The sequence below is a fragment of the Streptomyces sp. NPDC127097 genome (assembly GCF_042724075.1).
In the GTDB taxonomy this organism is placed as follows: Bacteria; Actinomycetota; Actinomycetes; order Streptomycetales; family Streptomycetaceae; genus Streptomyces.
Map to the genome: position 1 here is coordinate 213,251 of NZ_JBHXFI010000001.1, position 21,865 is coordinate 235,115.

Consider the following 21,865-nt stretch of genomic DNA (forward strand, 5'->3'; position numbering starts at 1 on the left):
CGGTCAGCGGCGCGGGTCGATCGACCGCTTCAGCAGCGGCGTCAGCGGGCGCTCTATGAAGCGGTGCAGCAGCCAGGCGAGCAGCAGCATCAGCCCCACGGTCAGCAGCAGCGTCGCGTAGGAGGGCAGCCCGGCGCCGTGGTGCAGTGCCCGCACCACGACCCAGCCCAGATGCTCGTGCACGAGGTAGAAGGGGTAGGTCAGCGCGCCCGCGACGGTCAGCCAGCGCCAGTTCGCCCAGTGCAGCTTGCCCAGGGCGACGGCGGCGACCAGGGCGAAGCCGAGGGTGACGATCGCGATGATGACCGCCGTCGAGCGGTAGGAGAACGCGGTGGCCGACGGCGCGTGCCACAGCCCGGCGACCGCGTAGTGCTGGCCGATCAGCCAGCTGACCAGCACTATCGCCCAGGCGATCGGATCGCGGGCGCCGTAGCGGTGCAGCAGGAAGAGACCGATGCCGCCGATGAAGAACGGGGCGTACTCGGGCATCAGGACGGTGTCGAGGAAGGGTTCGTGAGCGGCCTGGGCGAGCGCGGCGGCCAGCGTCCAGCCCGCGCAGAAGAGCACCACCCGGCCGCGGGTGGCGCCGGGCAGGACGACGCAGAGCGCGAAGAGCGCGTAGAAGCGCATCTCCGCCCAGAGGGTCCAGCACACGCCCAGCACCCGGTCCACGCCCAGCGGCTGCTGAAGCATGGTCAGATTGGTCAGCACCTCACTGGGCGGCAGCGCCTTGTAGGCGACCCAGGGCAGCGCGAAGACCGCGGTGATCAGCAGGATCGCGGCCCAGTAGGCGGGATAGAGCCGGGAGACCCGGGAGGCGATGAAGGCCCGCAGGGTGCGCCCCCAGCCGCTGAGGCAGATCACGAAGCCGCTGATCACGAAGAAGATCTGGACGCCCAGACAGCCATAGGCGAACAGCGGGGCGGCGGTGGGGAATTGGTGGGCGGGCGAACCGCCCCAGGCGTGCGCTATCTCGCCGCCCCGGCCCCCGAGGTGGTACCCGGCGACCATCAGGGCGGCGAGCAGCCGCAGCCCGTCGAGGGCGCGCAGCCGCGAAGGTCCGGTGCGGCTGCGCCCCCGTATAGCGGGCTGCGGTGCGGGCGTGACGAGATCCGGCGCGGCGCTCGGCACACCCGCCGTCAGCTGGGGGGCGGCGGTCATCCGAACGCGGCCCGCTTCTTCAGCCGCCGCTGCACCGCGCGCGCCCGGCGGGCGACCCGGCGGACGGTGGCATTGCGCGGAATGAACGACAGCTGCGACGGGATCGCCCCGGGCAGCGCCAGCGCGGTCAGCCGGCGGCGCTTGAAGTAGCGCCGGGTGTACGGGTCGAGATGGGCCGCGAGGTAGCGCTCGGCGGACGGCCGCAGCTGCGGATAGATCTGGTGCTGCATCGCATAGCCGACCGCGGTGACCAGGCCCTCGATGCTCTCGGCGGTGACATGCGCCCGCGGGCGCTCGCTGCGGTCGCCCAGGTCCGGCACCAGCGCGTCCACGATCGTGACCGGCATCCGGTTGCTGTTCTGGTACGGCGCCAGCCGCTCCAGCAGCAGCCCGGTACCGGTGCGCGCGGTCGGCAGCCCGTAGAAGGTGGCGGCCGTCAGCAGCGCGGTGGAGAAGCAGCCGACGACCAGCGCGGGCCGCATCCGCTGGTAGAGCACCTCGGCCAGCACCGGGCTGTCCAGCACGGTCAGCGCGATGTCCAGCTTCTCGGCCTCCCGCTCCAGCAGCCGCGACCAGCGGGCCGGCGCGGACGGATGCGGCTTGAAGACGATCTCGCGGTGGCCGCGCTCGGCCGCGCCGCGCACCATCCGCACATGCAGCTCCTCTTCCTCCTCGGGCGTGAGGATGCCCAGCGCGGAGAGGTACTGGCCGAGCAGCAGCGCGCCGCCCTCCGGGACGGCCACCTCGCCACTGGCGTCGGAGAGTTCGGCCAGCACCTTGGTGAAGGCGTCGGTCGGCACGGTCTGCGGCGCGACCTCGAACTCGGTGAGCAGCAGCGGCGTCAGGCCCGGCACCAGGTCCAGGTGCAGCAGCCGGCTGATCCGGGTGCCGATCAGCGGATCGAGCTTGTTACGGGTCGGGCCGTAGCTCATCAGGCCGTCGGCGTAGACATCGATCGGCGCGTCGGGGAACAGCTGGGCGAGCGCCAGCGCCGGGTTGACCTGGATGGACTCCACGACCAGCTCGACGCGGTCGTCGCCCAGGCCCCACAGCAGCCGCAGATGCCGCTCCCACAGCGGCACGTCGTCCGAGCGCGGTGACCAGCCGCCCGGGTGGAACGGGCTGATCGTCTCGTTCCACGACAGCACCCGGTCGAAGCGGCCGCGCAGCCGCTCGAAGCCGGGCATGGTGTCCAGTGACGCGGTGGTCTCCGGGGTCGTCGCGTTGTTGCTGAGCAGCAGCAGCCGGCGTTCGGCCGGGGCGAAGCAGTCGGCGTCCAGTGCGGCGGCGAGGGTCGCCGCGCCGTAGAGCGTGGACGCCATGAAGATCTGGGTACGCGGTCGGGTGGACATCAGGCGGCGACCTCCGCCGGGACGGGGCGACGGCGCAGCCGCCGCAGCCGGGACGCGCGCTGCACATCCATCGAATCCAGGGCTTCCTTCAGTACGTCCTGCGGCATGCGTTTCATGGCCGCGGCGCTCATCGTGCGCAATTTACGGGCGACCTGCGGTTCGAACCGTTCGATCGAACCGAGGTGGTGGGAAATGATCGCGCAATACGTGCGCACCGCTTTCGGCAGCAGAAGCGCGGCATCGCGGTCCTGTGCCGTTTCTTCGATCACCTGATCGAAGGCGCGAATAAAGTCCAATTGCCGCACGTCACCGATCTGGGTCAGGGAAGAGGCCACACCGCGCCGGTAGAAAACCCCGAGCAGTCCGACCACCGCCATGGACTTCGCCTCGCGGTGCAGCCGCCAGATCCACGGGCGGTCCTCCGCGGTGCGCAGTCCGTCCTTGAAATGCAGTACCCCGTCGTCCAGCAGCCGCCGGTGGTACATCCCGGCCCAGGCGTACGCGTAGTCGACGGAGGTGGAGCGGTCGGCGGGCAGGATCACCTCGCGCGGGTCCATCACCACCCCGCGCCGGCCGTGCGGCACCCGGTGGACGGTGCGCGCGCGGGCGGTGCACTGGACATGGTCGGTACGGACGAAGTCACATCCCAACTCCTCGATGGTGGAGAGGAGTTGGTGGTAATAGCCAGGGGCGAGCCAGTCGTCGCCGTCCAGGAAGACAAGGTATTCGCCGCGGGCCTCGTCCAGGCCGGTGTTCCGGGCGGTGGCCAGGCCGCCGTTCTGTTCGTGCCGCAGCAGTCTGGCACCCGGCAGCTCGCGCTCGGCGCGCGCGAGAATCTCCGGGGTCTCGTCGCGGGAACAGTCGTCGACGAGCAGGAATTCAAAGTCCTCGCGGGCATTGGCCGCCAGGCTTTTCAGGGTGTCGGGCGCGTATGTCTGCACGTTGTAGAACGGCACGATGACGGAGAGCTTAACCACCCGGGTGACGTTAGGTGCGGCGGCGGCATTCGTCTTTACCGGGTGCGGACCTCAAGGTGAACGAAGAATGGCGGGATGGTTAACCAGGCCGACTATCGGGCCGGTTCGCCATTCGTCGACCCGCTGTTAACCCTTTGTTGCGGCCCAGTTGGCCCGTCCAACGGAATGCCTTCCTAGCGTCTTGGACGTGCCATCACGTACCAACTCTTCGCCGCGGGTCGCCGTACTCGCCGACTCGGATACCCGGTGGAAATGGGGCGCTTTGACAGCGTACCGAATCCAATCGGACATCCGGCTCGACGGCTACCTTCTCCGCGGCCGCGCCACTCCCACGGTCCGCCAGCTCGACGAGGTCGGCGCCCGTGCGGACTCGCTGCGCGAAATCAGGGGCGTGGATTTCGTCCGGTCCATCGACCGTACGCGCTATGACGTCGTCGTGCTGGCCTGTGTCGGCGGAGCGGTGCAGGCGATGCTGCACGGCCTCGCCCACGCCTGGCGAGGCGCGGACACCCGCCCCGTCGTCGTCACCGGCTATGTCGGTGTCGTCTACGAGAAGCTCGCCGATGGGCTGCTGCTGCGGCACGGCGCGGATGTCGTCCTCGCCAACTCCCGGCACGACGCGGACCGGTTCCGCGAGGTGTACCGCGGGGTCGGCGCCGACGACAGCGGTGTCGTCGAATGCGCCCTGCCGTTCCTCGGCGGCGCGCGCTACACCGGCGCGCACACCCCCTACACCGTGGTGTTCGCCGCCCAGCCGTCCGTCCCGGAGAGCCGCGCCGACCGCACCTACCTGCTGCGCAGAGCGGTCGAGCACGCCCGCCGGCACCCGGACCGGGAGGTGCTGATCAAGCTCCGCAGCAAGCCGGGCGAGCACACCACCCACATCGAGGAACTGCCCTACCAGAAGCTCGCCGCCAAGGCCCCCGGCGGACTCCCCGCCAACTGCCGCCTGGTGTACGGCAACATGGGCGAGGTCCTGGACCGCACCGACCTGCTGGTGACGGTCAGCTCGACCGCCGCCCTGGAGTCGCTGCACCGCGGCATCCCCACCGCCGTCCTCACCGACCTCGGCGTCCGCGAGGTCCTCGGCAACCACCACTTCCTCGGCTCCGGCTGCCTGGCCTCCTGGGACGAGCTGGACGCCGGACACCGCCCCGAGCCGGACCCGCAGTGGCTGGCCCGCCAGGGCGTGGCCGCGGACGGCGACTACGAGCAGGCATTCGACGTGGCCCGCGCCCGGGTCAGCGCGCTGCGCACCGCCGACCGGCTGCCGCCGGTCACCCCCTACTACACGGCCCGCACCGCCCCCGGCTACCTCCCCGGCATCCTCGCCCGGCACGGCCTGGACCCGCACGGCGAGCCGATCGCCGGCCACGCGGACGCCCCCGAGGAGACCGGCGGACTGCGCCGGGTCGCCCGCGAGACGGTCCGCGAGGCCGCCCGCGGCGCCTACCGCCACGGCGTCCAGCGCGTCGCCCCCGCCATCCGTCGCTGGGGACAGCTGTGACCACCCCGGTCAGCTCCCGGAAGGAGCCCGATATGCCGCCGAACCCCCCGAGCAGCCCCCCGACCGTGGTGGCCGTCATACCCGCCCGCGGCGGATCCAAGGGCGTGCCCGCCAAGAACCTCGCCGCCGTCGGGGGAGTGCCCCTGGTGGCCCGCGCGGTCCGGGAATGCCGCGCCGCCCGCCTGGTCACCGACGTCGTGGTGTCCACCGACGACGCCGGGATCGCGGCCGCGGCCCGCGGCGCCGGAGCGGTCGTCGTACGCCGCCCCGGCGACATCGCGGGCGACACCGCCACCAGCGAGGCCGCCGTCCTGCACGCCATGGACGCCTACGAGGCCGAGCAGGGCGCCTCGGTCGACGCGGTGCTGCTGGTCCAGTGCACCAGCCCCTTCATCGTCCGCGAGGACATCGACGGGGTGGCCGCCGCGGTCGTCGAGGGCGGCGCCGACAGCGCGCTGACCGTGGCACCGTTCCACGGCTTCGTCTGGCGGGACGCGGAGACCGAGGTCACCGGGGCGGCCGCCGCGCCCACCGGCGGCCACGGCGTCAACCACGACAAGTCCTTCCGGCCGCGCCGCCAGGACCGCCCCCAGGACCTGCTGGAGACCGGCGCCGCCTACGGCATGGACGCGGCCGGCTTCCGCGCCGCCGGCCACCGGTTCTTCGGCCGCACCGAACTCGTGCGCACCGACCCGGCCCGGGTGCTGGAGATCGACGACCCGCACGACCTGGCCCGCGCCCGCGCCCTGGCACCGCTGCTGGACGCCCCGCGACCCGGCGCCCTGCCGACCCGTGACGACATCGACGCCGTCGTCCTCGACTTCGATGGCACCCAGACGGACGACCGGGTGCTGATCGACGCCGACGGACGGGAGATCGTCGCGGTCCACCGCGGCGACGGACTCGGCGTCGCCGCGCTGCGCAAGGCGGAGCTGAAGCTGCTGATCCTGTCCACCGAGACCAACCCGGTCGTCGCCGCACGGGCCCGCAAGCTCCAGGTCCCCGTGCTGCACGGCATCGACCGCAAGGACCTCGCCCTCAAGCAGTGGTGCGAGGAAGCGGGCATCGCGCCCGAGCGCGTGCTCTACGTCGGCAACGACGTCAACGACCTCCCGTGCTTCGACCTCGTCGGCTGGCCCGTGGCGGTCGCCGGGGCGCACGACGTGGTGCGCGGCGCGGCCCGCGCCGTCACCGCGACGCCCGGAGGCAGCGGCGCGATCCGCGAGATCGCCGCCTGGCTCCTGGGCCCGTCCCTGTAACCCACCCAGACCCCACCCCCACACACCCCGTATCAAAGCGAAGGAACCTCCCCATGAGCAGCAACTCCCGCCTCCGCACCCTCGGCAACCGCGAGGCCGGCCCCGGCCGCCCCGTCTACGTCACCGGTGAGATCGGCATCAACCACAACGGCGACCTGGAGAACGCGTTCGCGCTGATCGACGCCGCCGCCGACGCCGGCTGCGACGCGGTGAAGTTCCAGAAGCGGACCCCCGAGGTCTGCACCCCGCGTGACCAGTGGGAGATCGAGCGCGACACCCCCTGGGGCCGGATGACCTACATCGACTACCGCCACCGCGTGGAGTTCGACGAGGACGGCTACCGCGCCATCGACGAGTACTGCAAGAAGCGCGGCATCGCCTGGTTCGCCTCCCCGTGGGACGTCGAGTCCGTCGCCTTCCTGGAGAAGTTCGACGTGCCCTGCTACAAGGTCGCCTCCGCCTCGCTCACCGACGACGAGCTGCTGCGCGCCATGCGTGCCACCGGCCGCACCGTCATCCTCTCGACCGGCATGTCCACCCCCAAGCAGATCCGGCACGCCGTCGAGGTCCTGGGCAGCGAGAACATCCTGCTCTGCCACGCCACGAGCACCTACCCGGCCAAGGCCGAGGAGCTCAACCTCCGCATGATCAACACGCTTCAGGAGGAGTACCCGAACGTCCCGATCGGCTACAGCGGCCACGAGACCGGTCTCCAGACCACCCTCGCCGCGGTCGCCCTCGGCGCCACCTTCGTCGAGCGCCACATCACCCTCGACCGCGCCATGTGGGGCTCCGACCAGGCCGCCTCCGTCGAGCCCGGCGGCCTGTCCCGCCTGGTCCGCGACATCCGCACCATCGAGGAGTCCCTCGGTGACGGCGTCAAGAAGGTCTACGAGAGCGAGCTCGGCCCGATGAAGAAGCTGCGCCGCGTCACCGGCGTGGTGGCCGAGGCCGAGGCCGCCGAGCCGGCCGCCGTCTGACCGCCCGGCCGACGAACCGACGGGAGCCAAGGTGACCTCACCCGAAGGGACCCGCGCCGGGCCCGGCACGCCCGGCGCCGAGGTTCCGCCCCCGGAGACGACGGATACTCCCGCCCGTCGTCTCCGGGGGGTGCCGCGGCAGCGTCACCGGACCGCACGCTCCGGTGAGCCGCGCGCGGCCTCCCGGGACACCGGAACCCTCGCGTTCGTCGAGAGCCCGGTGCAGCTGCTGAACGTCCTGGAATGGGCGCACACGGCACAGGCCACCGGGCTCACCGTCGTCGTGCTCTCCCCGCACGACCCCATGACCCGCGGCCAGCTGCGGCGGATGGCCGAACTCGCCCGCGACGAAGGCCATACGGTGCGCTGGGAGGAGGCCCGCGGCGGTCCGACCGCGCCAGTGCGCACCATCGGCGGCCTCACCCCGCTGCTGCGCCGCGCCCGCCGCGTCGTCATCGGCGACCCGTTCTCCCGCTACGTCCAGCTGCTGCTCTCGCTCGCCCGGGCGCGCGATCTGGTCGTGGTCGACGACGGCACCGCCACCATGGAGTTCATCTCCCAACTCGCCTGCGGGGAACAGCTGGTGCGCTGGCACCGCAACGGCAGCGGCCGCGGCGCCCGGGACCTGATCTTCGCCCCGTTCTCGGCCACCGCCCGGCGCCGGCTCACCCCGGCTCCCGAGGGCGGGCGGCGCACCGTCGGCCTGTTCAGCTCGATGCCGGTCGAGGCGCCCCCGGGCGTCGAGGTCACCACCAACGAGTTCGCCTGGACCCGGGGCCGCTTCGGCCCGCCCCGGCTCACCCGCGCCGCCGACATCGTCGGCACCTCGCTGGTGGAGACCGGGGTCGTGGACACCGAGCGCTATCTGGCGGCGGTCGGCAGCCTGGCCCGTGCGCACGGCGCCACCCGCTACTTCGCGCACCGCAAGGAGAGCACCGAGAAGCTGCGCCGGCTGGTGGCCGAGACCGGGCTGGAGATCGTCCGGCCCGATCTGCCGCTCGAACTGATCGCCCGGCGCGGGCCCATCGGACGGCTGATCGTCAGCTTCCCCTCCACCGTGGTGCACACCCTGCCGCTGGCGCTGCGGGGGACGGAGGTCAAGGTCGCGGTCTGTGACATCGATCCGGAGTGGCTGACGGCCAACGCCTCGCCACGGGCCCAGGGTTTCCTCGACGGGGTCACCGGCACCGCCCGCGACGTGCAGCGACTGCCGTTCACCCAGCCGATGGCCGCGGGATGACGGAGCGCGGGAAGCCTTACTGCATACCCGTCGCATAAACCGTCCATGCGCCGAGCGGCCTGATTTTCTTCCCCTAACGGACTGAACTTTTGTTGATCGAAGGACAGTTGCCCCCTTCGGGCCCGTAACCTTCCACAGGTGAACCACGTGATGTCCCGAGAGGTCAGCGCCGCCCGTACCCCCGCCGGGGATCAGCTCCCCGGCGCCCTTCCCGAGGCGCTGCGCGCCGAACTCAGCGCCTTCCGGCGCGACTTGCACCGCCACCCGGAACTGGGCAACCAGGAGTTCCGGACCACCGCGGCGCTCAAGGAACGGCTGGAGCGGGCCGGCCTGCGGCCCCGGGTACTGGCCACCGGCACCGGCCTGATCTGTGACATCGGCACCCGGGACGCCACGGCCGACGGGCGGGCCGTCGCGGCCGCCCCCGACCGACCCCTGCTGGCGCTGCGCGCGGACATCGACGCGCTGCCCATCCCGGACACCAAGACCGTCGACTACGCCTCCACGGTCACCGGCCGCGCCCACGCCTGCGGCCATGACGTGCACACCGCCGTCGTCCTCGGCGCCGGTCTGGTGCTGGCCGAGCTGGCCCGCACCGGCGCCCTGCCGCGCCCCGTCCGGCTGCTCTTCCAGCCCGCCGAGGAGATCCTGCCCGGCGGCGCCTCCGACGCGATCGAGTCCGGCGCCCTGGAGGGCGTCGGCCGGATCCTCGCCGTCCACTGCGACCCACGCGTCGACGCCGGCCGGATCGGGCTCCGCACGGGAGCGATCACCTCGGCCTGTGACCGGCTGGAGGTCGAGCTGGACGGCCCCGGTGGCCACACCGCCCGCCCGCACCTGACCACCGACATGGTCACCGCCGCCTCCCGGGTCGCCCTGGACGTACCCGCGCTGCTGGCCCGCCGGGTCGACGCCCGCGCCGGTCTCGCCGTCACCTGGGGCCGGCTGGCGTCCGGGCACGCCTGCAACGTCATCCCGCAGCACGCCGAACTCTCCGGCACCGTGCGCTGTCTTGATCTCGACGCCTGGCGGCAGGCCCCGGACCTGGTCCATGCGGCGATCGACGAGGTCGCCGCGCTGCACGGCGCGAAGTCCCAGATCACCTACGTCCGCGGGGTGCCGCCGGTGGTCAACGAGCCGGTCACCGTCCAGCTGCTGCACTCCGCGATGGCCGCCCGCCGTGGCGAGGGCGCCATCGAGGACACCGAGCAGTCCCTCGGCGGCGAGGACTTCTCCTGGTACCTCGAACACGTCCCCGGCGCCATGGCCCGCCTCGGCGTCCACCCGCCCGCCGACCCCACGCACCGGGACCTGCACCGCGGCGACTTCGACGTGGACGAGCAGGCGATCAAGGTCGGCGTCGAGCTCTTCACGGGCGCGGCCCTCCTCGACGGGGATCTCGCGGACTGAGGACGGACTGAGGACGGGGGACGGGCGGCCCGTCCCCTATAGCGGGACATCGCCCGTAATGACTCCATAACGGCCCGTTCCGGCAGCTTGCCGGGACGGGCCGCGCGGCCTGCCCTCCCGTGTTTCCTTCAGGTCACCTTCGCCTCGAATCGATAACGTCCACGCAGTGGAGGGTTTTGCGCCAGGTCTACGCGCGTTAATCTCCCGACAAGCCAGCGCCAAAGGGGGCGCTTAGAGCGAAGGGAAGGCCCCGTGCGTCGGGTCATCAGGATTGCCGCCGCGGCCACCGCCACCGCGGGCCTCGCGCTCACCGCCACCGCGTGCGGTCAGAGCTTTGCCGAGGCCAATCGCGCCAAACACGCGGGGGTCGGGCTGGCCTTCGACATCGGCGGCCGGGACGACCACTCGTTCAACGAAGCGGCCGCCCGCGGTGCGGACAACGCGACCAAGAAGCTGGGCGTCAACGTCAAGATGCTCACCGCCAAGAACGGCGAGACCGAGGCGGACCGCGAGCAGCGGCTCACCTCCTTCGCCGAGGCCGGCTACAACCCGGTCATCGGCGTCGGCTTCGCCTACAGCCAGGCCGTGCAGAACGTGGCCAAGGACTTCCCCGCCACCACTTTCGGTGTGGTGGATGCCGTGCCGGAGGGCAAGAACGTCGATGCGATGGTCTTCGCCGAGCACGAGGGCTCGTATCTGGCCGGGGTCGCTGCCGCGCTGAAGAGCAAGAACCATAAGGTGGGCTTCATCGGCGGGGTGAACAACGCGCTGATCCAGAAGTTCCAGGCCGGCTTCGAGCAGGGGGTCCGCGACACCGACCCCAAGACCAAGGTCACCTCGCAGTACCTGTACCCCAACAACGACAAGGGGTTCAACGACCCGGCGGCCGCCAAGGCCAAGGCCGGCGGCATGCTCGACAGCGGTATCGACGTGATCTACACGGCGGCCGGGCAGTCGGGCGCCGGGACCATCGAGGCGATCAGCAGGGTCAAGGGCGCCTGGGCGATCGGCGTGGACTCGGACCAGTACCAGCAGCCGGGTCTGGCCCGCTACAAGAACCGGATCCTCACCTCGGTCGTGAAGAACGTCGATGTGGCGGTGTTCGACCTGATCAAGAGCGCCGAGGACGGGAAGCCGCTGACCGGCATCCACTCCTACGACCTCAAGCACAGCGGGGTGTCGCTCGCCACCTCGGGCGGGTTCATCAAGGACATCCAGCCGCAGATCGATGCGGCCCGGAAGAAGATCATCGAGGGCAAGGTGAAGGTCAAGGAGACGCCGTAGCCCGGGACCACCGCCGCCCCGGGGCGCCGCAGCGCCGGACCCGGGGGCGAGCCCCACGTCCCCCCTTGTGACCTTCCGGTCCCTGACTTTCCGTCCTTTCCGCTCCTTCATCCCTGAGGGGAGTGCGCCATCAACGCAGCATCCACGAGCAGCGGCCCCGCCGTCCCGGACGCCCCCGCTGTAGAACTCCGCGGAATCACCAAAAGGTTCCCCGGCGTCGTGGCCAACCACGACATCCATCTCACCGTGCGCCGCGGCACCGTCCACGCCCTGTGCGGCGAGAACGGTGCCGGCAAGTCCACCCTGATGAAGATCCTCTACGGCATGCAGAAGCCGGACGAGGGCACCATCGCGCTGGGCGGCGAGCAGGTCACCCTGCACACCCCGGGCGACGCCATCGCGCGCGGCATCGGCATGGTGCACCAGCACTTCATGCTCGCCGACAACCTGACCGTCCTGGAGAACACCGTTCTCGGCGCGGAGAAGCTGCACGGCATCGGTGCCGGCGCCCGCGCGAAGATAAAGGAACTCTCGGACGCGTACGGGCTGAACATCCGGCCCGACGTGCTGGTCGAGGACCTCGGTGTCGCCGACCGCCAGCGGGTGGAGATCCTCAAGGTCCTCTACCGCGGCGCCCGCACCCTCATCCTCGACGAGCCGACCGCCGTCCTGGTCCCGCAGGAGGTCGACGCGCTCTTCGACAACCTGCGGGAGCTCAAGTCCGAGGGCCTGACCGTCATCTTCATCTCGCACAAGCTGGGCGAGGTGCTCTCGGTCGCCGACGACATCACCGTCATACGGCGCGGCACCACCGTGGCCTCGGTCGAACCGTCCGGGACCACCCCCAAGCAGCTGGCCGAGCTGATGGTCGGCAGCGAACTGCCGTCCCCCGAGACCCGCGAATCGACCGTCACGGACGAGGAGATGCTCCGCGTCAGGGACGTCCACCTCTCCGCGACCGACTCCGACGGCGTGGTCCGGACCGTTCTGGACGGCATCTCCTTCACCATCCACAAGGGCGAGGTGCTGGGCGTCGCCGGTGTCGAGGGCAACGGCCAGGCCGAGCTCGTCGAGGCCGTCATGGGCACCCGCCGCCCCGACCACGGCACGATCACCCTGGACGGCACGGACCTGTCCGGCGCCTCCACCCGCGCCCGGCGCGAGGGCGGCATCGGCTACATCCCCGAGGACCGCCACCGCCACGGCCTGCTGCTGGAAGCCCCGCTGTGGGAGAACCGCATCCTGGGCCATGTCACCGAGCGCCCCAACAGCAAGGGCAAGCTCCTCGACATCCCCGGCGCCCGTAAGGACACCGAGCGCATCGTCGAGCAGTACGACGTGCGCACCCCCGGCATCGAGGTCACCGCGTCCTCGCTCTCCGGCGGCAACCAGCAGAAGCTGATCGTCGGCCGCGAGATGAGCCACCACCCCAAGCTGCTGATCGCCGCCCACCCCACCCGTGGGGTCGATGTCGGCGCGCAGGCGCAGATCTGGGAACAGATCCGCGAGGCGCGCCGCGAGGGCCTGGCGGTGCTGCTGATCTCTGCCGACCTGGACGAGCTGATCGGGCTGTCCGACACCCTGCGGGTGATGTACCGGGGCCGGCTGGTCGCGGACGCGGACCCCGCCGTCATCACCCCGGAGGAGTTGGGCTCCGCCATGACCGGTGCCGCCAGAGGCCACCTCAGCGCGTCGGAAGACGGCACGCCGGAAGACGGCACGCCCGAAGACGCCACGCCGGAAGACGGTGCGTCGCAGGACGCCGGTGACCAGGAGGGCGACGAGCAGTGAGCACCTCCACCAAGAACCCCACCGTGGACGCCATCGCCAAGAGCGCCACCCGCGACAAGGTGATCCTGGCGATCGCCGCGCCCGTCCTGGCCATCGTCGCCGCGATAGTGATCTCGTCGCTGGTCTTCCTGGCGTCGGGAGAGAACCCGTTCCGCGCCTACGCGATCATGGCCGATTACGGTCACTACAGCGACAGCCAGGTCTGGATCATCAACAAGGCGGTGCCGTACTACCTTTCGGCGCTGGCGGTCGCCATCGGCTTCCGCATGAACCTCTTCAACATCGGCGTCGACGGCCAGTACCGCCTCGCGGCCTTCGCCGCCGCGGCCGTGGGCGGCGCCATCGCCCTCCCCGGCGCGATCCAGATCATCCTGCTCATCGTCATCGCGATGCTGGTGGGCGCCATCTGGTCGGGCATCGCGGGTCTGCTGAAGACCACCCGCGGCGTCAGCGAGGTGATCACCACGATCATGCTGAACGCCATCGCCGCCTCGATCATCGGCTACTTCCTCCAGGACGGCCGCCTCGCCATCAAGGACGGCAACCTCCTGCACACCAAGTTCCTGCCGGAATCCAGCCACTTCTTCTCCTTCCCGACCCACCCCAAGCCGGTCTACGGCTTCGTGGTGATCGCGATCCTGGCCGGGGCGCTCTACTGGTTCGGGATCAACCGCACCCGCTTCGGCTTCGACCTGCGCGCCGTCGGCGCCTCCGAGCCGGCCGCCGAGGCCAGCGGGGTCAGCGTCAAGCGCATGGTCCTGTGCAGCATGCTGCTGTCGGGCGCCGCGGCCGGTCTGGTCGGTATGCCCACCCTGCTCGGCGAGTCCTTCCAGTACGGCACGGACTTCCCTGCCGGTATCGGCTTCACCGGTATCGCCATCGCGCTGCTCGGCCGCAACCACCCCATCGGCATGGCCTTCGGTGCCCTGCTGTGGGCGTTCCTCGACCGCACCGGCTCCCGGCTGGAGTTCGAGGGCTACGCCCAGGAGATCGTCGGCGTCATGCAGGGCGTCATCGTCCTCTGCGTCGTCATCGCCTACGAGATCGTCCGCCGCTACGGGCTGAGCCTTCAGCAGCGCAAGGTCGGCGAGGAGCTGGCCGCCCTGTCCCGCACGAACAACGCCGACAAGTCTGACAAGAGCGGCAATCCGGAGGTGTCGGCGTGAGTACGGACCTCAAGACCGCGACGAAGCTCGCGGTCCCCGGGAAGGGCGGCCGGCGCAAGCTGACCTACCCCTGGATCCTGCTGATCATCGCCGTCGGGCTGGTCGCCGTCTCCGTCCTCCGGGCCATCACCGGCACCGCGGACCTCACCTCCACCGGCCAGTTCGGTGCCGCACTGAGCGCCGCCGTGCCGATCGGCCTGGCGGGTCTCGGCGGCCTGTGGTCCGAGCGGGCCGGCGTGGTCAACATCGGCCTCGAAGGCATGATGATGCTCGGCTCGTTCGCGGCCGGCTGGGTCGGCTGGCAGCACGGCCCCTGGGCGGCGGCCGCGGCCGGCGTCATCGGCGGCGCGCTCGGCGGCCTCATCCACGCCATCGCCACCGTCACCTTCGGCGTCGACCACATCGTCTCCGGTGTCGCGGTCAACATCCTGGCGCTCGGAGCCACCCAGTACCTGGCCACGATCTGGTTCGGCCAGGAGGGCAGCGCGGCCATGCTGGCCGGCGGCAACGACAAGCAGTCCCCGCCGATGCCCGACATGCCGACGTTCACCGTCCCCGGCCTGTCGGACGCGCTGAACACCCTGGAGGGCCACCACTGGTTCCTGGTGTCCGACATCGCCGGCATCCTCGGCGCCGCGGTCACCAACGTCTCCTGGCTGACCCTGCTCACCGTCGCCCTGTTCATCGGCACCTTCTACGTCCTCTGGCGCTCCTCGTTCGGACTCCGCCTCCGCTCCTGCGGCGAGGCCCCCATCTCGGCCGAGACCCTGGGCGTCAACGTCTACTCGTACAAGTACGCGGCGGTGCTGGTCTCCGGCGCCCTGGCCGGCCTCGGCGGTGCCTTCCTCTCCATCGGGGTGCACTTCTTCCAGGACGGCCAGACCGGCGGCCGTGGCTACATCGGTCTCGCCACGATGATCTTCGGCAACTGGCGGCCGGGCGGCGTCGCGATGGGCGCGGGCCTGTTCGGCTTCATGGACGCCATGCAGCTGCGCAGCGGCGGCCCGACCGTCCACGCGCTGCTGCTGGGCCTGGCCGCGCTCCTCGCGGTGCTGGCACTGCTCCGGCTGCGTGCCGCCAAGCGCACCCAGGGCGTGGTGGCCGGCATAGCCGCCGCCGTTCTGGTCATCTGGTACTTCCTGGCCGACACCGTTCCGCTCGAACTGGTCGAGGCGAGCCCGTACATCGCCACCCTGCTGGTACTCGCCCTCTTCTCCCAGCGGCTCCGGCCGCCGAAGGCGAACGGCAAGCCCTACCGCCGAGGTCAAGGAACATGACACCACCGGTGCCGGTCGACTGGACCGCACTGCGCGCGCAGGCCCGGGACGCGATGTCCCGGGCCTACGCCCCGTATTCCGGCTACCCCGTAGGCGCCGCCGCCCTCGTGGACGACGGCCGCACCATCACCGGCTGCAACGTCGAGAACGCCTCCTACGGCCTGGCCCTCTGCGCCGAATGCGGCCTGATCTCGGCCTTGTTCGCGGGCCGCCCCGACAGCACCGGGCCCGCCCCCCGCCTGACCGCCTTCACCTGTGTGGACGGCGCGGGCGACCTCCTCGTCCCGTGCGGCCGCTGCCGCCAGCTCCTGTGGGAACACGGCGGGCCGGAACTCCTGGTGGACACGGCGGCGGGCATCCGGCCACTGTCGGAGCTACTTCCTGACGCGTTCGGGCCGGGGCATTTGAGGGGCTGAGGGGGCGCTGCGGGGGACGACTTGGGGCTCCGTACGTACGGCTCCGCGCGGTACGGCATGGAGCCGCGAGCGCTCAGCAAGCGGCTCCCCCCCCCGCCACCCACTCCCGCCACCCGGGGCGTCAGGACCCGGCAAGGCGCAGGTCGACCCACGGAATGCTGTCCCCCGGCAGCAGATATCGCTCGGTCTCGACAAACCCGTGCTTCCGCGCGAACCGCAGCCCGTCCTCGTTGGAGGACAGCACCACGGTCTCGATCACTTCGGCACCCAGCTCCCGCGCCCGGCTGAGCCCGCGCGCATACAGCTCCTCCCCGAACCCCTGACCACGATGAGCTTCCAGCACGCGGGCGATCACGGTCACCGTCAGCGTGCCCTCGGCAGGCGGGCGCACCGTGCTGCATCCAATGAGTTCGTCACCGGCATACGCGACCTCCAAGTGGTGACGCTGCGCCCGCTCCCGCACCTCCTCCAGCGAAAGGAGGTGGGTAGGAATAATCGTGTTGTGGACGTACTGCCAGTCTTTGAGGGCAGCATCGCCCTCCGGCTCCTGAATACGAAGATCAGACATCGCAGCAGAAGACCCGAGTCCCTCCCGCACGTCAACTCCGTTCAGGGGGACGGATGGTCAGGCCGTCACGGTCGATCCATCGGTCGAGTCATCTGCACTTCGGACACTTCGAGCAATCCGTCGAGTTCGACCTTCCCCCTGGTCTGGCCCGGACTCACCACCAGTCCGTCCCGGCGCACGATGTCCAGGAGCCGTTCGGCCAGGGGAAGGACCATGTGCCGGCCCCAGCATCGTTCGCTTACGTGGCCGAAGGGGAGATATCCGGGGTGGTTGTCTCCGTCCAGCTCTTCCCAGCGGTCGGGATGAAACGTGTCGGGTTCGTCCCAGAGCTTGGGGTCGCGGTGGCTCAGCAGGGGAAGCAACAGAACATCGTCTTTCGGGCCGATCCGTGCGTCCACGTCCGAGAACTCCGGAGAAGCCATGCGCAAGATGTTCCATGAGGGGGGAAGCAGCCGGAGTGCCTCAAGGAGGATGTTCCGATTCGATACGTCATCGCTGAACGGAGCCCCGAGCCACAGGGCGTTCGTGACCAGTGCGGATACGGTGAAGCACACCGGTGCTGCCACCCGCCGATACAGGTACATGGCATAGCGCCGGTCACTGTAGGTCTTGGAATCGAGCACGAGAGCGGCAAGTTTTGACAGCGGCACGCCCTGCCCGGGCCTGCCCAGCAAAGCGGCGCCGGAGGCGACGGCCGACCAGGTCAGTTTCGGTGTCAACTCCAGCCTGCGGTCGACCAGAACCCGGAATCGCAAACGTTCGTTTCCGAAAACGAGATTCCGCAGGTAAACGTGCGCCACATGCGGCCAGCGGCCGGTCAGGTCGACCGCCTCATCGAGGGGACGTTGCAGCGCGTTCCGCACGTCCGAGCCCACGGCTTGCATAAAGGTGGACGCATCCGTACGGGTAACGAGCCGTCCCTGGACGGGTTTGAAGGTGGGCCTCTCCTCCGCGTTGGCCGGCCTGCTACGGAGTAAGCGGTCCATCAGCTCGGCGCCGGACACTCCGATCGTGTCGGGCTCCAGACGAAAAAGCGACGCACCACGATAACGATTTAACAGTTCGTCGATTCTCGGCGCGAACTCGATGACCCGACCGCTCCCGCCGACGCGGTGCATAGGCATGTCTGAACTCCGTGGATAGGCAGCTCGCGCCGGCCAGAATTCCTGACCGACGCGAGCCCGGCAGGGAAACTGTCCAGTTAAATCCAGCCGTACCAGGCGTATGCCTTGAGGCTCTTTTCCGGGCGGAACTTCTTGACGATGCGAACGAGTTTCATGAGTACCTCCATCTGCGTGGCGAACGAGATACTTGCCCGACGGCAGAAGATATAGCGACCGGTCAGAATTCCCGGCATTCATTTCAACTGCCATGGAAAGTGAAGACCTATCCGGTGAATGTGTCAAGTGATCCACGTCACTACCTGAATTGCCTCATTCACGTTTCGAATTCATCCATATTCACATCTCGGCAAATCACTGCTAATCCATCCATTCATACCCAATGCGGGCATCGAGAGGGAGCGGATGGCGCCGAATGGTGTGGTTTGGTCATGTATGTCGTGACATGAACATGTTCTATGGGGCGACCGAAGGCTTCCGGTCACTGCTCCGGTGCGGCGGCTCTCCCACACGGAAAACCGTGAAGCGGCGGTGAAGCCGGCGCAGTCGGTCGTCTCCGCACGGCTCGCAGCCGGGGCGCAGATCGTCGGCCCGGCGGGCTCGGTGCTCCGGCATCAGGGCGAGTTCGACTCAGGCGAGGAAATGGCAACTCGTCCTCAGGCCCGGGTCAGTTTTAGTACCTCGGCCACTGCGGGTAGTTCGCGATGGGAGCTGAGCCGACGCAGGGCCGGTTGCGCCGAGAAAATCCTCATTCGCTGCAGTGCGCGAAATATCTAACGGAGCTGGCAGGCCAACACGTCATGGAGGGGCGCGCCCTCCCAGGGGCGAGCCTCACCCACCTTGCGATATCCCCAGGACCGATAAGCCGCTTGAGCTGCCTCGGCGTCCGGTAGCGCATTCAGCAGCACGCGCTCTTCGTTCCCTCCCGCGAGTAGCGCCGCGTGCAGCCGCCGACCGACACCGAGCCGACGCCAGGGCGCACGCACCGCGAACTCCATGAGACCGAAGGTGCGTTGTCCGTCCTCTCGTCTGAGGTCGTCCGCGACGGGAGTGATCACCCGGTCCCACCAACCGGTATTGGAACTGAGCGGATACCCGTACGCGATGCCCACCGGTTCGCCGCCGGCGGTGCAGGCCAGAGCGGCACGGAAGGTGGCCTTGCGGACCTGGGGCCGAAATCCGCGGAAGGTCGCCTCCACTGTTTCCGAGGTTTCCCCATACGGTTCCTCAGCGAAGACCTCGGCGTAAACAAGCCTGAAAGCGGACTCGGCTCGAGCGGCGGCGGGGCCATCCAAGGGCTCAATGGTGATCGTCTCCGACGCGTTCAAGTGCGGCCTCCTTGCTTGGATTCTTGGATTTGGCTGAGGTGTCGATCTCTCCGCACGACCCGAGTCGGGTCACTTTGTGGAGCGCTGGGTCGCCACTGCGTCTGCTGCACCTCCCCACGCGCCATCTATCGAGCGGCAGGCATTTCGCCATCGCGCCAGTCGTTCAGCCGCTTTCGGATGCTGGGCACCATCGGAAGCGCATCAATTTCTCCGGGTTCAAACCATCGGACGTCCGTTGATTCCTCGGACACCGCCAGCTGCCCGCCCAACGGTCTCGCCAGGAAGCAGATGGAGAACTCTTGCCGCACTTCGCCATCGTCGTAGGCGAAGATGTGACGGGGGTTGGTGTAGGTGCCGACGATGCCCACGATTTCGACATGGAACCCGGTCTCTTCGCGGGTTTCCCGAACGGCGCAGTCCGGAAGTGACTCGCCGATATGCATGACGCCACCGGGAAGTGCCCACATGTCATTGTCGCGCCGACGCTGAAGCAGCACGCGTCCGGACTCGTCGACCACGACCGCGGAAGCCGCCGGAACCAAGCTGTTCGCGGCAGGGGCGTCAGGATCGTTCTCGTAGTCGCGCCTACCCACTGGTGAATTTCCTGTCCTTGAACACCTTCGTCTTCATCCCCCTCGCGCGGGCTTTGCGCGTCCGGGGCAGATTGCCCTGCTACGAGGGTGCTGAAGCGTCGGGAACGCGCCCGAGTTGGGTGATGTCAGCGGGTGGGAATCATCGCGTGGTGCAGGTGCACGTTGAACGCCGCCTCTAGTTGTCGAGAGTGTGCTGTCGCAGCCCCAGTGGGCAGGGTGGCCCCAGGAGCAACCCCCGCGTATCTGCCCACGGTCCCCGTACCGGCCGTACGCTGGCTGGGACGGCTACGCCACCCAGAGGGGGCACGCATGGATCTGTCGGACGAGCTCGGCACCGGCGAGCGGATCAGGGTTCTGCGGGAGTCGCGCGGCATGACCCGTGCCACCCTCGCCCACCTCTGCGGGCGTGGCCCGGACTGGCTGAAGAAGATCGAGACCGGGGAACGTGAACTCCGTTCCCATACCCTCCTGTTGCGCCTCGGTGCCGCGCTTCAGGTGTCCGACCTCTCCGTCCTCACCGGAGAAAGCGACGGTCCGGCGCAGCTGGTACCACTCGGCAGGCTGAACCATCCGGCCATGCCAGACATCTGGACCGCGGTAATGAACCGGTCCCTGACCACTGCGGCCACGGGCCCCCTCGAACCGGCTGTGCTGCAAGGACGGGTCGACCAGACATGGCGCCTGTGGCACACCACCGATCGCAACCGCACCGAGGTGGGAGCCTTGCTCCCCGGCCTCATCCGCGACGGGGAAGCCGCCGTGCGGGCGCTCGACGGTGACCAGCGCCGCGCCGCCCTGGTGGCGCTGTCCGACGTGTACCGGCTCACGGGTCAGGCCACCGCCTACGTGGCCCCCGCCGAACTGGCCTGGGTCGTCGCCGACCGCGCCCTGTCCGCTGCGCAGGACGCCGACCAGCCTGCCGCCATAGCTGCCGCCGCTTGGAACATGGGCAACATCCTGCGCGAAACGTCGTATCCGGAGGAGGCGTTGGGCATCGTCACCGAGGCCGCCGACCTCATCCGGCCCCACCTCGATGACGCTCCCGACGACTGGCGCGGCATCTACGGTGCGCTTCAGCTGCACGCCGCGGTCACGGTGGCGCGCGAGGGCCGTGAGGGCGACGCGTGGCGGTACTGGGACAAGGGTGACCAGGCGGCGAAGTCGTTGCCCGCCTCGTACGTGCACCCCTCCACGGTGTTCGGCCGGGCCAACGTCGATTTCCACGCCGTCAGCGTCGCGACCGATCTGCGCAAGGCACAAAAGGCCCTTGGGCTCGCTGATGACCTTGATCCCGATGTGATGCCCTCCCGCGAGCGGCGCGCCCGACTGTGGGTGGAAGTCGCCCGGGGACACCTACAGCGCGGTGACCGGACCGCCGCCCTGCATGTGATGCAGATGGCCCACCGGATCGGCGCCGAGACCGTGACGTACACCCCGTCCGCCCGTGTCGTAGCCGCCGATCTGTGGCGCTCCGCGCCGCGCGCGATGCGCAAGGACGCCGGCCGGCTGGCCGAGGCCGTCGGGGTCTCCACCGCCTGACCAGCGGGACATACAGGGACAGGGGGACAATCTGTCCCCCTTCTCTCTTGCCCGGGCCCCTACGGTGTCGCACCTGCCTCCGCGCCGACACCGAACGGGGTGACACATGTATCCGGGCGCCCGATTGCACGCATCGACCCGCCGGGGTGAACCGCCCTCCGCCGACGGCGTCACGGGGGAGATCCGCGTACCGCTGGCTCTGTACACCGTCGATGAGCACCGCGGCAGTGTGGACCTCGTTCTGTCGCGCGCAGAGGCGGCGTCGCTGCTCGCGTCGCTCATGGAGGCCCTCGGTTCGCCAACGCCCGCATCGTGGCCTCAGCGCCCGGAAGCGCGGCTTCAGTACCCGGAAGACGCGAGCTGACCCAGCCAGACCGGCTTGAGGATGCCGCGAACACCCCAAGTCATGCCCGACAACAAAGACCCCCGCGACGTTGCTGCGTCCGGGGGCGTGGCCATCAACCCCTGGGAGGTTGACGACATGGCGAAGACTATCGCCAGGATCTTCGAATCGCTGCTGAGGCTGTTACTGCCCGCCCGAGGGCGTCACCGGTCCCTGGGCTGTCTGCCCACCGTGAGGTGTGACGACGCGCCGACCCTCGTGCTTGCCGGTGTGCCCGGCGGAAGGGAGGGGCTGTTGCGGGGCGAGGACGCGGCCCTGATCCGGCCGTACGCCCTCACCCCGGAGGAACGGCAGAAGCGACGGTCGGAGTACGGGCGGCGACGGGTGTCGTTGTTTGCGACGTACGGAGCCGACGTCGGCCCGCGCTGGATGCACGGCCTGGAGGCGGCAGGCCGATGAGTCCAACCGACACCCCCCCGGCTCCTGCCCTGGTCGAGCCCCGACGGGAAACCGTGCTTCCTCGTAGGTGACGCGACCGGCTACGTATCCCGGA

21 protein-coding genes are annotated in these 21,865 nt (G+C 69.7%); 13 read left to right on the forward strand and 8 right to left on the reverse strand.

Annotated elements, in window-relative coordinates; genetic code table 11:
• Nucleotides 1–3 precede the first annotated feature (3 nt).
• The 3 genes from ACFWJW_RS00985 to ACFWJW_RS00995 are packed head-to-tail and all read right to left on the reverse strand — an operon-like array spanning nucleotide 4 to nucleotide 3,490.
• The gene (locus ACFWJW_RS00985) at nucleotides 4–1,161 is read right to left on the reverse strand and encodes an acyltransferase family protein (protein WP_387232974.1); all 1,158 of its coding nucleotides are present in this window, start codon (nucleotides 1,159–1,161) and stop codon (nucleotides 4–6) included.
• Nucleotides 1,158–2,513 (reverse strand): alpha-2,8-polysialyltransferase family protein, encoded by a 1,356-nt coding sequence (locus ACFWJW_RS00990; protein ID WP_387232977.1) that lies wholly within the window; start codon nucleotides 2,511–2,513, stop codon nucleotides 1,158–1,160. The genes ACFWJW_RS00985 and ACFWJW_RS00990 overlap by 4 nt, the downstream gene beginning before the upstream one ends.
• Complete coding sequence (locus ACFWJW_RS00995) at nucleotides 2,513–3,490, reverse strand: glycosyltransferase family 2 protein (protein ID WP_387232980.1); 978 nt, start codon at nucleotides 3,488–3,490, stop codon at nucleotides 2,513–2,515. Before ACFWJW_RS00995 ends, ACFWJW_RS00990 begins: the two co-directional genes overlap by 1 nt.
• 187 nt (nucleotides 3,491–3,677) lie before the next feature.
• Here ACFWJW_RS00995 and ACFWJW_RS01000 point away from each other — a divergent pair, with 187 nt between their 5' ends.
• The 10 genes from ACFWJW_RS01000 to ACFWJW_RS01045 all read left to right on the forward strand — a co-directional run bounded on the left by ACFWJW_RS01000 (nucleotide 3,678) and on the right by ACFWJW_RS01045 (nucleotide 15,820).
• Complete coding sequence (locus ACFWJW_RS01000; protein WP_387232983.1) at nucleotides 3,678–4,997, forward strand: DUF6716 putative glycosyltransferase; 1,320 nt, start codon at nucleotides 3,678–3,680, stop codon at nucleotides 4,995–4,997.
• Between the two features lie 32 nt (nucleotides 4,998–5,029).
• Nucleotides 5,030–6,256, forward strand: a complete 1,227-nt coding sequence (locus tag ACFWJW_RS01005; RefSeq protein WP_387232985.1) for a cytidylyltransferase domain-containing protein — start codon at nucleotides 5,030–5,032, stop codon at nucleotides 6,254–6,256.
• A gap of 53 nt (nucleotides 6,257–6,309) precedes the next feature.
• Nucleotides 6,310–7,236, forward strand: a complete 927-nt coding sequence (locus ACFWJW_RS01010; protein ID WP_387232988.1) for an N-acetylneuraminate synthase family protein — start codon at nucleotides 6,310–6,312, stop codon at nucleotides 7,234–7,236.
• A gap of 31 nt (nucleotides 7,237–7,267) precedes the next feature.
• On the forward strand, nucleotides 7,268–8,476 hold the full coding sequence (locus ACFWJW_RS01015) for a hypothetical protein (RefSeq protein WP_387232991.1): 1,209 nt from the start codon (nucleotides 7,268–7,270) through the stop codon (nucleotides 8,474–8,476).
• Nucleotides 8,477–8,626: 150 nt separating this feature from the next.
• Nucleotides 8,627–9,886, forward strand: a complete 1,260-nt coding sequence (locus tag ACFWJW_RS01020) for an amidohydrolase (RefSeq protein WP_387233431.1) — start codon at nucleotides 8,627–8,629, stop codon at nucleotides 9,884–9,886.
• Between the two features lie 252 nt (nucleotides 9,887–10,138).
• Nucleotides 10,139–11,170, forward strand: coding sequence for a BMP family protein (locus ACFWJW_RS01025; protein WP_387232994.1), 1,032 nt, complete (start codon nucleotides 10,139–10,141; stop codon nucleotides 11,168–11,170).
• Nucleotides 11,171–11,389: 219 nt separating this feature from the next.
• Entirely contained in the window at nucleotides 11,390–12,961 is a 1,572-nt protein-coding gene (locus tag ACFWJW_RS01030; RefSeq protein ID WP_387232997.1) for an ABC transporter ATP-binding protein, read from the forward strand.
• A gap of 23 nt (nucleotides 12,962–12,984) precedes the next feature.
• On the forward strand, nucleotides 12,985–14,127 hold the full coding sequence (locus ACFWJW_RS01035; protein ID WP_387233434.1) for an ABC transporter permease: 1,143 nt from the start codon (nucleotides 12,985–12,987) through the stop codon (nucleotides 14,125–14,127).
• Nucleotides 14,124–15,404: an ABC transporter permease gene (locus ACFWJW_RS01040; protein WP_387233000.1), complete on the forward strand. Its 1,281-nt coding sequence runs from the start codon at nucleotides 14,124–14,126 to the stop codon at nucleotides 15,402–15,404. Before ACFWJW_RS01035 ends, ACFWJW_RS01040 begins: the two co-directional genes overlap by 4 nt.
• Entirely contained in the window at nucleotides 15,401–15,820 is a 420-nt protein-coding gene (locus tag ACFWJW_RS01045; RefSeq protein WP_387233003.1) for a cytidine deaminase, read from the forward strand. The genes ACFWJW_RS01040 and ACFWJW_RS01045 overlap by 4 nt, the downstream gene beginning before the upstream one ends.
• A 121-nt stretch (nucleotides 15,821–15,941) precedes the next feature.
• Here the strand turns inward: ACFWJW_RS01045 and ACFWJW_RS01050 are convergent, their stop codons facing one another.
• From ACFWJW_RS01050 to ACFWJW_RS01060, 3 genes are all read right to left on the reverse strand, one after another.
• A complete protein-coding gene (locus ACFWJW_RS01050; RefSeq protein ID WP_387233006.1) occupies nucleotides 15,942–16,388 on the reverse strand; it encodes a GNAT family N-acetyltransferase in 447 nt (148 codons plus the stop codon).
• A 65-nt stretch (nucleotides 16,389–16,453) separates the two neighbouring features.
• Nucleotides 16,454–17,512 carry a cytochrome P450 gene (locus tag ACFWJW_RS01055; protein WP_387233009.1) on the reverse strand — a complete coding sequence of 353 codons (1,059 nt, stop codon included), beginning with the start codon at nucleotides 17,510–17,512 and terminating at the stop codon, nucleotides 16,454–16,456.
• 77 nt (nucleotides 17,513–17,589) lie between these two features.
• On the reverse strand, nucleotides 17,590–17,679 hold the full coding sequence (locus tag ACFWJW_RS01060; protein ID WP_217366279.1) for a tryptorubin family RiPP precursor: 90 nt from the start codon (nucleotides 17,677–17,679) through the stop codon (nucleotides 17,590–17,592).
• A gap of 361 nt (nucleotides 17,680–18,040) precedes the next feature.
• Between ACFWJW_RS01060 and ACFWJW_RS01065 the strand changes: the two genes are divergently transcribed.
• Nucleotides 18,041–18,286: a hypothetical protein gene (locus tag ACFWJW_RS01065; protein ID WP_387233437.1), complete on the forward strand. Its 246-nt coding sequence runs from the start codon at nucleotides 18,041–18,043 to the stop codon at nucleotides 18,284–18,286.
• Here the strand turns inward: ACFWJW_RS01065 and ACFWJW_RS01070 are convergent.
• Both ACFWJW_RS01070 and ACFWJW_RS01075 read right to left on the reverse strand, forming a co-directional pair.
• Nucleotides 18,283–18,837: a GNAT family N-acetyltransferase gene (locus ACFWJW_RS01070; protein ID WP_387233013.1), complete on the reverse strand. Its 555-nt coding sequence runs from the start codon at nucleotides 18,835–18,837 to the stop codon at nucleotides 18,283–18,285. The two genes, ACFWJW_RS01065 and ACFWJW_RS01070, sit on opposite strands and share 4 nt — an antisense overlap.
• A 125-nt stretch (nucleotides 18,838–18,962) precedes the next feature.
• Nucleotides 18,963–19,430, reverse strand: a complete 468-nt coding sequence (locus ACFWJW_RS01075) for an NUDIX hydrolase (protein ID WP_387233015.1) — start codon at nucleotides 19,428–19,430, stop codon at nucleotides 18,963–18,965.
• Nucleotides 19,431–19,739: 309 nt separating this feature from the next.
• On the opposite strand from ACFWJW_RS01075, the gene ACFWJW_RS01080 reads away from it, so the two are divergent.
• Both ACFWJW_RS01080 and ACFWJW_RS01085 read left to right on the forward strand, forming a co-directional pair.
• Nucleotides 19,740–20,969 (forward strand): helix-turn-helix domain-containing protein, encoded by a 1,230-nt coding sequence (locus ACFWJW_RS01080; protein ID WP_387233018.1) that lies wholly within the window; start codon nucleotides 19,740–19,742, stop codon nucleotides 20,967–20,969.
• 481 nt (nucleotides 20,970–21,450) lie between these two features.
• Nucleotides 21,451–21,771: a hypothetical protein gene (locus tag ACFWJW_RS01085; protein ID WP_387233020.1), complete on the forward strand. Its 321-nt coding sequence runs from the start codon at nucleotides 21,451–21,453 to the stop codon at nucleotides 21,769–21,771.
• Nucleotides 21,772–21,865: the final 94 nt, after the last annotated feature.

Excerpts from the sequence above, each read along its gene's own strand:
- ACFWJW_RS00985 (WP_387232974.1), bottom strand. The coding sequence starts at position 1,161 with ATGACCGCCGCCCCCCAGCTGACGGCGGGTGTGCCGAGCGCCGCGCCG.
- ACFWJW_RS00990 (WP_387232977.1), bottom strand. The coding sequence starts at position 2,513 with ATGTCCACCCGACCGCGTACCCAGATCTTCATGGCGTCCACGCTCTAC.
- ACFWJW_RS01005 (WP_387232985.1), top strand. The coding sequence starts at position 5,030 with ATGCCGCCGAACCCCCCGAGCAGCCCCCCGACCGTGGTGGCCGTCATA.
- ACFWJW_RS01010 (WP_387232988.1), top strand. The coding sequence starts at position 6,310 with ATGAGCAGCAACTCCCGCCTCCGCACCCTCGGCAACCGCGAGGCCGGC.
- ACFWJW_RS01020 (WP_387233431.1), top strand. The coding sequence starts at position 8,627 with ATGTCCCGAGAGGTCAGCGCCGCCCGTACCCCCGCCGGGGATCAGCTC.
- ACFWJW_RS01045 (WP_387233003.1), top strand. The coding sequence starts at position 15,401 with ATGACACCACCGGTGCCGGTCGACTGGACCGCACTGCGCGCGCAGGCC.
- ACFWJW_RS01050 (WP_387233006.1), bottom strand. The coding sequence starts at position 16,388 with ATGTCTGATCTTCGTATTCAGGAGCCGGAGGGCGATGCTGCCCTCAAA.
- ACFWJW_RS01055 (WP_387233009.1), bottom strand. The coding sequence starts at position 17,512 with ATGCCTATGCACCGCGTCGGCGGGAGCGGTCGGGTCATCGAGTTCGCG.
- ACFWJW_RS01060 (WP_217366279.1), bottom strand. The coding sequence starts at position 17,679 with ATGGAGGTACTCATGAAACTCGTTCGCATCGTCAAGAAGTTCCGCCCG.
- ACFWJW_RS01080 (WP_387233018.1), top strand. The coding sequence starts at position 19,740 with ATGGATCTGTCGGACGAGCTCGGCACCGGCGAGCGGATCAGGGTTCTG.
- ACFWJW_RS01085 (WP_387233020.1), top strand. The coding sequence starts at position 21,451 with ATGGCGAAGACTATCGCCAGGATCTTCGAATCGCTGCTGAGGCTGTTA.